The organism is Halomonas sediminis, from assembly GCF_044871105.1.
Lineage (GTDB): Bacteria > Pseudomonadota > Gammaproteobacteria > Pseudomonadales > Halomonadaceae > Vreelandella > Vreelandella zhuhanensis.
Genome location: NZ_CP085246.1, coordinates 2,503,372 through 2,516,597, shown reverse-complemented (window position 1 = coordinate 2,516,597; position 13,226 = coordinate 2,503,372). Strand labels below are relative to the sequence as shown.

The window sequence follows — 13,226 nt, the reverse complement described above, 5'->3', positions numbered from 1 at the left end:
GCCGTGGGATGGGGCAGGGGAATAGCGTGAATGGGAAGGACGTTTGCATTTGGGAATGAGCGTTGGGCGGTGCGTGTTGTGGTAAAATAATGGCATTGAGACAGGAGTCAGCATGGCGGATACCACTCACAACTACCACGACACGGGTTATAAAGAGCTATTCAGCTATCCGGAGTTCGTACAGCAGCTGATCGAAGGTTTTGCGCCTGCCGAAATCGCCGAACTAATGGACTTCACCACGCTCAAGAACCACAGCGGCAACTACATCACCCCGCTGTTCGAAGAGAAATTCGAGGATGTGGTGTGGTCGGTAGAAGTGACCTGGCAGGGCGTGACCCAAGAAGTGTTTCTCTACATTCTGTTGGAGTTTCAGTCCTCTGTGGATCGCAGTATGCCGATCCGGCTGATGCACTACGTGGCCTGCTTCTATGATCACCTGCTCAAGAATGGAACGACGACGCCACACAAGGGCCTGCCGCCGATCCTACCCATCGTGCTCTACAACGGCGCCGAGCGCTGGACGGCCCGACAGGATATCTACGACATGGTGCGCCCGGAACCGCCCGCGTTCCTGCAGGTCTACCAGCCACATCTACGCTACTACCTGATCGACGAAGGGCGCTACACTGATGAGGAGCTGGGGTTGCGGCAGACACCGCTGAGCGGAGTGTTCAGCATAGAGAAGGCGTCTACGAACAGGAAAGGGCTGCAGCAGGCCGTGGATCGGGTTGTGGCGATCATCCAGGTCGATCCCAATAAAGAGCGTATCGACCGTATTATCACCCGCTGGCTCAAGCGTCACCTGCAGCGGCTCGGGGCTGAGGTCAACCTGGATCAGCTCAACAGTTTGGTGGAGGATAAAGACATGTTGGCAGAGAACTTAGAAAACTGGGCACAGCAAGAGCGCCGAGAAGAGCGCCAGAAGGTTCTGCAGGAAGCAGAGCAGCGTGCGTTGGAAAGCAAGCGCAATGCGGCCCGTAAGCTGATAGCACTGACCGAAATGAATGATCAGCTGATCGCCGAGATTGAAGAACTGCCGGTCGAGGAAGTCGAAAAGCTGCGTGCCGAGACTCAGCACTGATTCTGCCTTCTACAGTTTGGTGGAGGATAAAGATATGTTGGCAGAGAATTTAGAGAACTGGGCGCAGCAAGAGCGCCGAGAAGAGCGCCAGAAGGTTCTGCAGGAAGCAGAGGCTCGAGCTTTAGAAGAAAAGCGTGACACTGTGCGCCATTTACTGTCGTTTGGCGTGCTTAGTGATGAGCAGATCGCGGAGGCGACTGGCTTGAGATTGGACGAGATTGCCAAGCTGCGTATTGAAGATAAGCACTGATCCCACCTTATTGATTGTATCCCCGCCTGATGCACAAAAAGGGCAGCCCCGATGCCTAATGCCAGTCAGTTAACGCTGACTGGCATTAGGCCTTGGTCACCTTTGATCGCGATGCTGGCCTGCTGGGCGTGGAGGCGGGCGAGTCCTTCTTCGGTGAGCAAGAAGGGCAAATGACCGAGCCAGTATCTGCCCGTGTCGAAGCGCTCAAGGCCAGCCTGGGGGGTTGACCTGGTAGGAGGGCGCTTCAGCGCGCGAGGGGTTGACTGAGCAAGCTCCACTACCAAAAGCTCGCCCAGCGCCTCCCACCAGGGGGGCCAGCCTGGTGGGGTTGACCTGGTGGGAGGGCGATTCATCGCGCGAGGGGTTGATTGAGCAAACTCCACTACTAAAAGCTCGCCCGGCAAGCCGGCCTCCCACTGGGGGGCCAGCCTGGTGGGGTTGACCTGGTGGGAGGGCGATTCATCGCGCGAGAGGTTGACTGAGCAAACTCCACTACCAAAAGCTCGCCCGGCAAGCCGGCCTCCCACCATAGGGCCAGTCTGAGGGGTTGACCTGATGGGAGGGCGATTGATCGCGCGAGGGTTGACTGAGCAAACTCCACTACTAAAAGCTCGCCCGGCAAGCCGGCCTCCCACCGGGGGCCAGCCTGGTGGGGTTGACCTGGTGGGAGGGCGATTCATCGCGCGAGGGTTGACTGAGCAAGCTCCACTACCAAAAGCTCGCCCGGCAAGCCGGCCTCCCACTGGGGGGCAACTTGGTGGGGGTTGACCTGATGGGAGGGCGATTCATCGCGCGAGGGTTGACTGAGCAAGCCCCACTACCAAAAGCTCGCCCGGCAAGCCGGCCTCCTACTGGGGGGCAGGCATGAGTGGTTGAATCCGGCCAACACCTCGCCCGGCAAGCCGGCCTCCTACTGGGGGCAGGCATGGGTGGTTGAATCCGGCCAACACCTCGCCCGGCAAGCTGGCCTCCCACCAGGGTGTGGTGGGTATGGGTGGTTGAATCTTCACCCGACTGAGCTCAAGGTTTTACTTGGCTAGAAAACACATACTCTTGAGTGTCGTTAACCTCAAGGAGCGAGTCGATGAGTCATCCCGCCAGCCGCACTACTTCCTTTCCGCAATTCTTGCATCACGGCGGCGCCGATGGCGTGACCGGTAGCTGCCATCAGCTGTTGGCCAATGAAACCCATTCGTTACTGGTGGACTGTGGGTTGTTTCAGGGGGAAGATGCAGCGCAAGATGCCTTTGACCAGCTGGAAGTGACTTTCGATATCAGTACCTTGCGGGCATTGATCGTCACGCATGTGCATATCGACCACATCGGCCGGTTGCCGTATTTGCTGGCCGCGGGGTATGCAGGGCCGATTTTATGTTCACAGCCTTCAGCGCTGTTGCTTCCCCTGGTGATAGAGGATGCCCTGAAGATCGGCTTCACTCGCGATACGCGCTTGATCGAGCAATTCCAGCAGCGCGTGGAGAGCCAGTTGGTGCCCTTGGATTACGGCCAATGGCACACCTTGGTGAATGACGACAGCTTGTTGCTACAAGCCAAGCTCAAGCGTGCCGGGCATATTCTGGGTTCAAGCTATGTGGAAGTGTCGCTGCATGACCGTGTGCAGGGTGGCAAGCAGCGGGTGGTGTTTTCCGGCGACCTGGGCGCACCTTATTCGCCGCTATTACCGGCGCCGAAATCACCTTACTTTGCCGATAGCCTGGTGCTGGAGTCCACTTACGGCGACCGTTTGCATGCGCCCCGGCGTGACAGGCAACAAGCCCTGAAAGCCGCTATCGAGAAGGCCTTGGAAAGCGGCGGCACGGTGATCATTCCGGCGTTCAGTATTGGCCGTACCCAGGAGCTGCTTTACGAGCTGGAAGGCTTGATTTTGGCGGGCGCAAGACAGGATGAAGCGCTATGGCGTGATCTGGAGGTGATCGTCGATTCACCGCTGGCGGCGCGCTTCACCCAAGTATATCGCCAGCTCAAGCCGTATTGGGACAGGGAGGCTCAACGCCGCTTGCGGGCTGGGCGCCATCCGCTGAGTTTCGATAACCTCTATACGGTGGATGATCACGAAACCCATGAACGCACGGTTAGCTACCTGGCGCAATCCGGCCGCCCGGCAGTGGTCATCGCGGCCAGCGGGATGTGTGCCGGCGGGCGAGTGGTCAATTATCTCAAGGCAATGCTGAATGATGCCCGCCATCAGGTACTGTTTGTGGGCTACCAGGGAGTGGGGACGCCGGGGCGCGATATTCAGCGCTACGGACCAGAGGGTGGCTGGGTCGAGCTTGATGGCGAGCGGATTGATATCCGTGCCGGGATTACTACCATCAACGGTTATTCCGCCCATGCCGATCAGCGTGATTTGCTGAACTTCATCAAGCGAATGCGCCAGTGGCCGAAAGAGGTGCGGCTGGTACATGGCGATGAGGATGCCCGTCGAGCTCTGAAAGTCGAAATAGAAAACCTGGCGGCCAGGCGTGGGCATAAAATAGAGGTGATACTGCCAAACACTTGAGAAAACGCCGCACAAAAAAGCTCCGATGGTGGTTAACCATCGGAGCAACGAAACGAGCGTAAGTCTAGTTAAGCGAGCTTATGCGTTGTGATTATCACGCATGTCCGATCCTGGGTAGAATCAGAAAGTGTACTGCACCATGCCTTGCAGACGAACGGCATCGCCATCGTCGCCAGCGTGAGTCTCTTTGGTGTGATAGCCAGCTTCGACACCGTAGTTGATGCGGTCGACAGGGGACCAGATATAGTTCAGGTAGATGCTTTCAACCTTATCGAGTGAGCTTGCCTGCAAGCGGCCTTCATCAACACCATCATCCAGGTCGGCAGTAGCAATGCCGTAAGCCAGGTTGACGTTGCCGGTACCTGCCGCCATGCTTACACCGAAAGTGCCGCCGGTGCCTTCGATACTCTCCACGTCGCCACTATTATCAATGTAACCAGCTTTGCCCGGTGAGCCATACATGTAGCCACCCAGACCATCACCATGCGTAACAGCACCACGCACGGTAACGCCTTCGGTCACTTCGGCGCTGGCTTCCAGGTTGATGCCCCAGGCAAAAGCACTTTCATCGCTATCATTGGCAGCGTTGTAATACTCGAGCTGGCGCATGACGGCGGAAGCGGCGTAATTCAGATTGCCGGCACCGGCATGGTAGCGCAGTGTCAGGTCGGGCAGGCTGCTTTTGAGTTCATCATCCTCAGTGTTAAGACGTGTGTCATTGTCGATGTTGCTACCGAGAGTGCCCGGGTCTTCCAGTGCCACAGAGAAGCCGCCGGTGGTATAGCGTAACTGGGATTGACGGGCGATGTTGCCCTGACCTACCTGACCGGTGAAGTCGATGGTGGGCGTCATGCCGATGAAACTACCGAAGTTGGTCCAGGTCTGGCCGGCCAGGATGCCGTTCCATTCACCGAATGCGTGGCGTAAACGCAGTTCACCGCCGCCACTACCGTAAAAGTCACCTTCGATAGTGGTGTTGAGGGTGCTGCCACCCATGGGAGTGGAGGTCTTGAAGCCCAGGCGGCTCTGGATAGCTTGGAAGTCGGTATGTCCATCGGGACCGTCTTGGCCATCGAGACGAATGTTGCTGTGTACAACAGAGTTGCCCAGGTCAGCATCGACATCGTGGATCATGTCGAGCTTGGCATAGCCATAGACACTGGCGGTGGTGTCACCCACTTCAAAATTATAGGCGGAGGCAGTGCCGGCAAAGGAAGCAGCAGCGACGGCAGCGGCCAGCAGAGCAGTACGCTTAGCGTAGATTGTTTTCATGGTTACCCTTATCAAGCAAAATTATAATTTGTAGTTGGTACCGGCTCATTGATTTATTGTGGCTTTTAAATCAAAGCAGTTGAGCTTCGTCATGCATGCAACACAACAGTCATTAAACTATCACACTGAATTGCAGATTCCTCTCTAGACAAAAGTCCAAATAGTTTATTAGGTTTTGTTTTATAAGCGAAGTTTGAAATTAGAGGGGAGGGAGGCTTTACGGTAGGATGCCGACTTGTCGGGCGAGCTTCGGGTGGTGCGTTTAAGGGCAATCCCTCGCGCGATAAATCGCCCCCTACCTGGCGAATCTTGCGTGCCATGGGGCTTGCTGACCCTCGTTCCATTGCCGACAATGAAACTTTGGAAGGTCGAGCTCGTAATCGGCGGGTTGAAGTAATGATTCATGTGGAATGAGTCATTAGATAAAAAAAACCCGCCGAGGGGGCGGGCATAAAGGCTTGGCTTATGTAGACCATTGGTAAGCGGGGGTGTACGTGCTATCCAATGAGGTACAGCTCCAGTATAGATATTTTTAGAGGTTTGCCAAGGGCAAGCGGTGGTTGTTTTGTAGTTAAATGTTACAGAGCTGCTTTTTCTTGCGGAGCAGTTGTCAGGCAGCCATTTACCGAGCAATCTCTTTATAAGAAGTTGGCAACTAAAAACCGGTTTCAAGCCTTTAAGGTGTCACCATGAATACAGGTTTATCGCGTCTTTCCTCACCGGCTACCTCTGGCGAGGCACTGGCCCTTCAGCCGCGTCTGGTGTTGACCGATCTTGATGGTTCGTTGCTGGATCATCACAGCTATGATGCGTCGCCTGCCAAGCCTTGGTTGACCCGGCTCAGGCAGCTGGGAATACCGGTGATCCCCGTCACCAGCAAGACCCGGGCTGAAGTGTCCCCGTTGCGTGAAGCCTTGGGGCTGACCGATAGCCCCTTCATTGCTGAAAATGGTGCCGTGATCGGCTTGCCGCAAGCCTGGTGCCATGCGCGGCTGGACCGCCCCGGCAATGGCACGGATGGGCTGGTGATCAAGCATGTCAGCGTGGATGTCGGCCTGATTCGGGCGCGTCTCAATGTCTGGCGGGAGCGCCTGGGGGTGTCATTCACTTGCATGAGCGAGCTGACCCTGGAAGAGCTCAAGTCCCTTACCGGTCTGGATAACGAGGGGGTGCGCCTGGCCCGGCTTCGCGAAGGCAGCGAACCCTTGATCTGGCAGGATAGCGATACGGCCCTGGAGAGTTTTCGAGCGGCACTGGAGGGTGATGGGTTACGACTGCTGCGGGGAGGGCGGTTCTGGCATGTGTTAGGCCTCTCGGCCGATAAGGGCAGCGCCGTGGAGTGGCTTATCCAACGCTTTACCTCGTTGCGTGGCCGGCAGCCGCTTTCCATGGGGTTGGGCGATGGCCCCAATGACATCTCCATGCTGGAAATGGTCGATCAGGCGGTGGTGATACGCGGCTGTCATGACTTGCCCGTGGAACCCCGTACTACCGCGCTTTATCGCACCCAGGCCAGCGGCCCGGCAGGCTGGGCCGAAGGCGTGAATTATTGGTGGGGCGGTGAGGATGGGGGGCTGACTGACTCCGGGGCGGTGTCAGCATGAGCGACTTTCATCAAAACGGCCTGATCACCGATTTTCACAACCTGACACGCCGCCCGGTGGCAAGCTTGGAGGAGGAGCTCGTCGAGTTTTCTCGGCGTCGCCCCATGGGCTTGATCCTGCCTTCGCTGTTTTCCGAGCTGGAAGGCCCGGCATTGCCGGGAATCGTCGATGAGCTGGCCAGGGTGCCGTACCTGGGTGAAATCGTGATAGGGCTGGATCGTGCCGACCGCAAGCAGTTTCTCCATGCCCGCGATTTTTTTTCCCGTTTGCCTCAGCATACCCGCATCTTGTGGAACGATGGCCCACGCCTGCGCGAGCTTGATCAGGAGCTGGAAAGCCATGGATTGGGTGCGCTTGAGCCAGGCAAGGGACGTAACGTCTGGTACTGCGCCGGCTATGTGTTGGCATCAGGTCGTTCAACAGTCGTGGGGCTGCATGACTGCGATATTCTGACCTATGAACGCGGCATGCTGGCTCGGTTGATGTACCCGATGGCGCATTCCCGCTTCAATTACAGCTTCTGTAAAGGTTATTACCCGCGCATTGCCGAAGGCAAACTCAATGGACGCGTCACACGCTTGCTGGTGACGCCGTTATTGCGTGCCTTGAAGATCATGTACGGACCCTTGCCTTACCTTGAATACCTCGACAGCTTCCGCTACCCGCTTTCCGGCGAATTCGCCATGCGCAGCGATGTCCTGGAAGGCATTCGTATCCCTGCGGACTGGGGGTTGGAGATCGGTGTGCTCTCGGAGCTGCACCGTAGCTATTCCAACCGTCAGCTATGCCAGGTGGATATCGCCGATTGCTACGACCACAAGCATCAGCCGGTAAGTAAAGACGACCCGGGTGGCGGCCTCAACCGTATGAGCCTGGATATTGCCAAGGCGCTGTATCGCAAGCTGGCGACAAAGGGCGTGAGCTTCAGTACGGAAGACTTTCGTACCCTGAAAGCGACCTATTACCGCCTGGCACTGGATTTGATCGAAGCCTACGACCACGATGCCACCATGAACGGCCTGAGCCTGGACCGGCATAGCGAAGAGCAGGCAGTGGAGCTGTTCGCCGGGAATCTGCTGGAAGCGGGTGCACTGTTTCTAGATAACCCGCGTGAACGACCCTTTATTCCCAGCTGGAGCCGAGTGCAGGCGGCGGTGCCGGATATTCTGACACGCATGTACGCCGCGGTGGAAGAGGACAATAAAGGCGCAGTATGACTTTCGTCGCCTTGCGACAACTTGACTCAGGCAGCCTGGCTCCATCCCGGCTATCCTCTATGCAAATATTTTAAGTTATTTGTTTAGATGTTTTAGTTATTAAAAAGGTGCCGATCAATCTGTTTTAACCTGGATGTCATTGGCGGGATGCCGGGCACGGTGTTGACGCTTTTCAGACCGATGGATCAAAAAGAAAAGGAGCAATAGGATGAAAACAAATGTAGGCAAGGTAGATAAAATCGCCCGTATCGTGATCGGCCTGGCGTTGATCGTGCTGGCACTGGCCGGCGTCATTGGTGTCTGGGGCTGGATTGGAATACTCCCGCTTGCAACAGGTCTGTTGGGTGTATGTCCTGCGTACAAATTGCTGGGTATCAATACCTGCAAGAGCGAAAAATAAGCCGTATTTAAGTTGAAGGGAGGATAGGCGTGGATTGGACAGCAAGCCTTCAGGGGCTGATAGGTGGCATCTTGATTGGTCTTTCGGCTACCTGGTTGATGGCCACGCTAGGGCGAATTGCCGGCATCAGCGGAATTGTGGGTAATCTCGTGACCCAGCGTCCCAAAGGTGACAGCGCCTGGCGTGTGACCTTCGTGCTGGGCTTGATCAGCGGCCCGCTATTGCTGATGGCATTGGGTGGCGACCTGGGTAATGTCGTGGGTCGGCCGGGCGCTGTCGTAGGTGAACCCGCGGGTGGCGTGGCCATGATGCTGCTGGCGGGCTTGTTGGTGGGCGTGGGTACTGGCCTTGGCAGCGGCTGCACCAGCGGGCACGGTGTCTGCGGGCTGGCGCGGTTATCGCCACGCTCACTCGCCGCCACCGGGGTCTTTCTGGGATGTGCCATCTTTACGGTGTATATCGTCCGGCACGTGCTGGGAGGTGGGGCATGAGAACATTAATGGGCTATATCGCCGGCTTGTTGTTTGGCTTGGGATTGGCGATTTCCGGCATGACTGATCCGGCACGGGTGCTGGGTTTTCTGGATATTGCCGGCAACTGGGATCCGACCCTGATGTTTGTACTGGGTGGCGCGGTGATCACTACCTTTATTGGCTATCGTCTGGTATTCAAGCGCCTTGAGCCCTTGTGGGGGGATGCCTTCCAGCTGCCCACACGCCAGGATCTGGACGCCAAGTTATTGGGTGGCGCTGCCTTGTTCGGGATTGGCTGGGGCCTTTCGGGCTACTGCCCGGGACCGGCAATCGCCTCTATCGGGGGCTTGACCCCGCCGCTTTTCGCCATGTTGATAGCCATGGTGGTCGGCTGGTTTGCGGCTCGGCGGCTTAGCGTTTCCTGAAAGCCTCATCAGTCTCATGTTGCTTGAATAAGACGTCCCTGCCGGCTTGCCGGTGGGGGCGTTTTGCCTGTTGGCCGGGCATCAGGCCAAAAACCCAAAGAAAGCTACGACTAATTGCCTTGGCTCTATTGGCTTTGTTTCGAGCGCAGTTAACGTTCGTTTAATGGTGTCTTGGCATGCTTCACGCCTATAACAAGGAAATATCCATGCACGTACTGCTGATCGAAGATGATGCCCTGGTGGCTTCCGGTATCCGGGCCGGACTCATGACATTCGATTTTGTTGTGGATCATGTGTCCACCATGGCTGCCGCACGTCAGGCCATGCAAGCCGTGGCCAGCGATGTGGTGATTCTCGACAGAGGCTTGCCGGATGGCGACGGAATGAGCTTGCTGGAAGAGTGGCGTGCGGCGGGTGTTGCTACACCGGTGCTGATTCTGACCGCACGCGACGCCGTTCGCGACCGGGTGGATGGCTTGCAAGGCGGCGCCGATGATTACCTGGTGAAGCCCTTTGATCTCGATGAGCTGGTGGCTCGCTTGCGCGCCTTGCTGCGGCGTGCCGCCGGGCGTTCGAGTGCCATGATCCAGCACGGCAGCCTGACCCTTGACCCGAGAGCCCGAGCAATCAGTGTTGACGGCCATCAGGTGCCGCTTTCCCGGCGCGAGTTGGTGTTGCTGGAAACCTTCTTGCAGGCACCCCGCAGTGTGCTTTCGGCGAATCAGCTGAAAGATAGCCTGTATGGCATGAGCGATGACGTGGAAAGCAATGCGCTCAATGTGCATATCCATCATTTGCGCCGCAAGTTGGGCACGGGAGTGATCGAGACCGTGCGCGGCCTGGGGTATCGGCTGGGCAAGCCGGAAGCCATTTGCTTGCGGGGCACCGTGCCCAAGGGGCAGTTATGAGCCTGCGGCTACGGCTATTGTTGACCCTGGGCTTGACCTTGGCACTGCTATGGGGCGTGGCGGCTGCCTGGTTGATGCGCGACCTGGAAGCCAAACTCATGGAAACGCTGGATCAGCGTCTGGCCCAGTCGGCCCGCATGGTGGCCGGGTTGATGCTGCAACTGCCTGCCGAGGTCTGGGATACCGTCGACCAGCAGACATTGTCGATTCCGCCGATTGAGGGGCTGGCCTGTCAGGTACATTCCCCGCGTGGCGAGGTGATGGCACGCACCCATGCCGACATGGATGACATCTTGACCCCGGGAGAGCGCGGGCATACCTACCGTAAGGAAGGTGACGTGACCTGGCGCGTCTTCACCTATGAGCGTGAGGGGCTGACCATCATCACGGCGGATCGCATGGATGAACGCACGCTATTGCTCAAAGACGTGATCAAGGTCGCGGTAGTGCCTTTCATCGTGGCGTTGGTGGGCAGCCTGGGAGCGCTGTGGTTAGGCATTTGGCGCGGGCTGGCGCCGTTGACCCGGCTACGCGTCTCGCTCGAGCGCCGCGACCCGGACGCCCTGGCACCGGTGTCAACCTACGGTATTCCCCATGAGATTCGTCCTCTGATCGAGACCCTCAATGGCTTGCTGGTAAGAGTGCAACAAACCCTGGTACGTGAGCAGCGTTTCACCAACGATGCCGCCCATGAATTACGCACCCCGTTGACGGCGGTGAAAACCCATTTGCAGGTGGCGAGGCGGGTGAAGGGCGATGCCGCTCGGGAATCGCTTGAACATGCCGAGCAAGGTGTGGCTCGCCTGGCCTGCACCCTGGACCAACTGCTGACGCTGGCACGGGTGGAAGGGCGCCTGGGATTCGACGACGGTGAGCCAAGCAGGGTGGCGGATATCGTCGAATTGGCCATCGCTGATACCAATACCCCGGATGCCAGGCGTTTTACGCTGCCTGATATCTGGCCCGAGGCGACATTGGCGATGCCGCGTGAATTGGCAATTACCGCCTTGCGCAACTTGCTGGATAACGCCTTGCGCCATGGCCCGGACGATACGCCGGTACAGCTGAAAGCCGAAAGGAGCCATGCCGGGCGCTGCATGACGTTTTGTGTCAGTGACCAAGGGCAAGGTATTGCGGCACAGGCACTGGCGCAACTGCCCCGACGGTTCTGGCGTGCCGGAAGCCAGCAGGGCAGTGGCTTGGGACTGGCGATCGTTGCCGCCATTGCCGAGCGTTTCGATGGGGGTATCGAGTTTTTCAGCCCACCCGGTGGCGGCTTGCAAGTACAATTGACGGTGCCGATTATCGATCTCGACTAGGATCAATATAATCACAAGAGGGAGAAAGCAATGAACAAGACAGTGATAAGGGGATTGGGCCTGTTGCTGGGAACCGGCTTGAATGCCGGTGCTGCAATGGCATTGGAAGGGGATGCTCAGCGTGGCCAGGAGGCGAGTGCCACCTGCGTGGCCTGTCATCAGGCAGATGGTAGCGGTATGAACGTGCCTGGCGGTGAGTCCTGGCCGCGTCTGGCGGGGCTGGATAGTGGCTACATCGCCAAGCAGCTTCACGATTTCCAGGCAGGGCGCCGTGAAAATGCCAGCATGACGCTGTTTGCCAACATGCTTGATGACCAGCAAATCGCGGATGTGGCGGCCTATTATGCTCAGATGCCGGTGACTCCCGCCCAAGGGGGAGAAGAGGTGGGTGAGGCATTGCTTGAGCGCGGTGAGCAGTTGGCGAAACGGGGTGACTGGGACGCCTACATCGTGTCCTGCAAGAGTTGCCATGGGCCGGGCAGCGAAGGCGTGGGAAGCGATTTTCCGGGCATCGCCAGCCAGCATGCAGGCTACATTGCCACCCAACTTGAGGCGTGGAAGAACGATGAGCGCAGTAACGACCCTCAGAACTTGATGGGCGCGATTGCCAAACGTATGAGCGACGAGGATATCCAGGCTGTCTCCGCCTGGCTTGCCCGTCAATCCGTGACCGCCGAGTAAGGGAGAGTGACCATGAAACTATCGAAAATTACCTTGGCGGTACTGGGAGCGTCGTTGGCCGCAGGCCTCGGCGTGACGGCCTATGCGGCCAGCGGTGAAAATGGCCAGGGGGAGTCGCCTTATCAAGGGCTGACAGCACTGGGATACCCGGCACCCCAGGAAGGCCAGCTGGTTCATGTGCCTCCCACCATGGCCGACCTGGACGATGCCGATATCCATCCCGAGCTCAAGAAGGTAATCCGGCGAGGCTATGAGCTGTTCACCGATACTCAGCAGCTTCGCGGGGAGAACGTCTTCAATGACATGAACTGTTCCAGCTGCCATTTGGGCGAAGGTCGCCAGCCGTTCAGCGCGCCGATTTGGCCGGCGGCGGTGACGTTGCCGGGTTTTCGCGGCAAGAACCAGCACGTCAACAATCTTGAAGAGCGCATTGCCGGCTGCTTTGCTTATTCGATGAACGGTACACCGCCGGAATATGGTAGCGACGACATGGTGGCGCTTTCCGCCTACCATCAGTGGCTGGCTACCGGCGCGCCCATGTACCCCGACCAGCCGATCTACGGGCGTGGCTTCCAGGCACCGCCAGATCCCGAGCAAGAACCGGACTATGCACGCGGCGAGGAGGTCTACCAGGCGCAGTGCACCATCTGTCACCAGGACGATGGTGCCGGCCATTATGAAGAGGGCGAGTACGTCTTCCCGGCGTTGTGGGGCGATGGTTCCAACAACTGGGGAGCGGGTATCGTGCGCACCCATACCGCGGCCGGGTTCATCAAGAACAACATGCCGCTGGGCCAGCCCAACTCACTTTCCGACCAGCAGGCGTGGGATGTCGCCTACTACATGGTGAGTCAGGAGCGCCCCCAGGACCCACGTTACACCGGTGACCTGGATGAAACACTGGAACTGTTCGGTTCGACGTTTCATCGCCATTCGCGCTATGGCGAGGTGCGTGAACATGACGACCATCGCCTTGCCGATCACGCCAACACCGGGGAAAAGGATTTTCTCAAGCCCTGGAATGTCGGGGTATCGCGGTTTGAAGAGCTGAGTGAATAAGCCTTCAATAAGGAGT

At 57.8% G+C, this 13,226-nt stretch carries 14 protein-coding genes; 13 read left to right on the top strand and 1 reads right to left on the bottom strand.

The window, feature by feature from the left end; all coding sequences use genetic code 11:
- Positions 1-112 precede the first annotated feature (112 nt).
- The 4 genes from LG290_RS11940 (at position 113) to LG290_RS11925 (ending at position 3,852) form a co-directional block, all read left to right on the top strand.
- A complete protein-coding gene (locus LG290_RS11940; RefSeq protein ID WP_499834995.1) occupies positions 113-1,081 on the top strand; it encodes an Rpn family recombination-promoting nuclease/putative transposase in 969 nt (322 codons plus the stop codon).
- A gap of 34 nt (positions 1,082-1,115) precedes the next feature.
- Positions 1,116-1,331 (top strand): hypothetical protein, encoded by a 216-nt coding sequence (locus LG290_RS11935; RefSeq protein ID WP_499834994.1) that lies wholly within the window; start codon positions 1,116-1,118, stop codon positions 1,329-1,331.
- Between the two features lie 92 nt (positions 1,332-1,423).
- Positions 1,424-1,558: a hypothetical protein gene (locus LG290_RS11930; RefSeq protein ID WP_499834993.1), complete on the top strand. Its 135-nt coding sequence runs from the start codon at positions 1,424-1,426 to the stop codon at positions 1,556-1,558.
- A gap of 857 nt (positions 1,559-2,415) precedes the next feature.
- A complete protein-coding gene (locus tag LG290_RS11925) occupies positions 2,416-3,852 on the top strand; it encodes an MBL fold metallo-hydrolase RNA specificity domain-containing protein (protein ID WP_499834992.1) in 1,437 nt (478 codons plus the stop codon).
- A gap of 120 nt (positions 3,853-3,972) precedes the next feature.
- Here LG290_RS11925 and LG290_RS11920 read toward each other — a convergent pair whose 3' ends face one another.
- Entirely contained in the window at positions 3,973-5,124 is a 1,152-nt protein-coding gene (locus LG290_RS11920) for a DcaP family trimeric outer membrane transporter (RefSeq protein ID WP_499834991.1), read from the bottom strand.
- 689 nt (positions 5,125-5,813) lie between these two features.
- Here LG290_RS11920 and LG290_RS11915 point away from each other — a divergent pair.
- From LG290_RS11915 to LG290_RS11875, 9 genes are all read left to right on the top strand, one after another.
- The gene (locus LG290_RS11915) at positions 5,814-6,728 is read left to right on the top strand and encodes an HAD-IIB family hydrolase (RefSeq protein ID WP_499834990.1); all 915 of its coding nucleotides are present in this window, start codon (positions 5,814-5,816) and stop codon (positions 6,726-6,728) included.
- Entirely contained in the window at positions 6,725-7,945 is a 1,221-nt protein-coding gene (locus tag LG290_RS11910; RefSeq protein ID WP_499834989.1) for a glycosyltransferase family protein, read from the top strand. Before LG290_RS11915 ends, LG290_RS11910 begins: the two co-directional genes overlap by 4 nt.
- Positions 7,946-8,153: 208 nt before the next feature.
- On the top strand, positions 8,154-8,345 hold the full coding sequence (locus LG290_RS11905) for a YgaP family membrane protein (protein ID WP_160417858.1): 192 nt from the start codon (positions 8,154-8,156) through the stop codon (positions 8,343-8,345).
- A 29-nt stretch (positions 8,346-8,374) separates the two neighbouring features.
- The gene (locus LG290_RS11900; RefSeq protein ID WP_160417859.1) at positions 8,375-8,836 is read left to right on the top strand and encodes a YeeE/YedE family protein; all 462 of its coding nucleotides are present in this window, start codon (positions 8,375-8,377) and stop codon (positions 8,834-8,836) included.
- Positions 8,833-9,243, top strand: a complete 411-nt coding sequence (locus tag LG290_RS11895; RefSeq protein ID WP_499834988.1) for a DUF6691 family protein — start codon at positions 8,833-8,835, stop codon at positions 9,241-9,243. The genes LG290_RS11900 and LG290_RS11895 overlap by 4 nt, the downstream gene beginning before the upstream one ends.
- A gap of 206 nt (positions 9,244-9,449) precedes the next feature.
- Complete coding sequence (locus LG290_RS11890) at positions 9,450-10,151, top strand: response regulator (RefSeq protein ID WP_160417861.1); 702 nt, start codon at positions 9,450-9,452, stop codon at positions 10,149-10,151.
- Positions 10,148-11,470: an ATP-binding protein gene (locus LG290_RS11885; protein WP_499834987.1), complete on the top strand. Its 1,323-nt coding sequence runs from the start codon at positions 10,148-10,150 to the stop codon at positions 11,468-11,470. Before LG290_RS11890 ends, LG290_RS11885 begins: the two co-directional genes overlap by 4 nt.
- A 30-nt stretch (positions 11,471-11,500) precedes the next feature.
- Positions 11,501-12,151 (top strand): c-type cytochrome, encoded by a 651-nt coding sequence (locus tag LG290_RS11880; protein WP_499834986.1) that lies wholly within the window; start codon positions 11,501-11,503, stop codon positions 12,149-12,151.
- A 12-nt stretch (positions 12,152-12,163) separates the two neighbouring features.
- A complete protein-coding gene (locus LG290_RS11875; RefSeq protein ID WP_160417864.1) occupies positions 12,164-13,210 on the top strand; it encodes a c-type cytochrome in 1,047 nt (348 codons plus the stop codon).
- Positions 13,211-13,226: the final 16 nt, after the last annotated feature.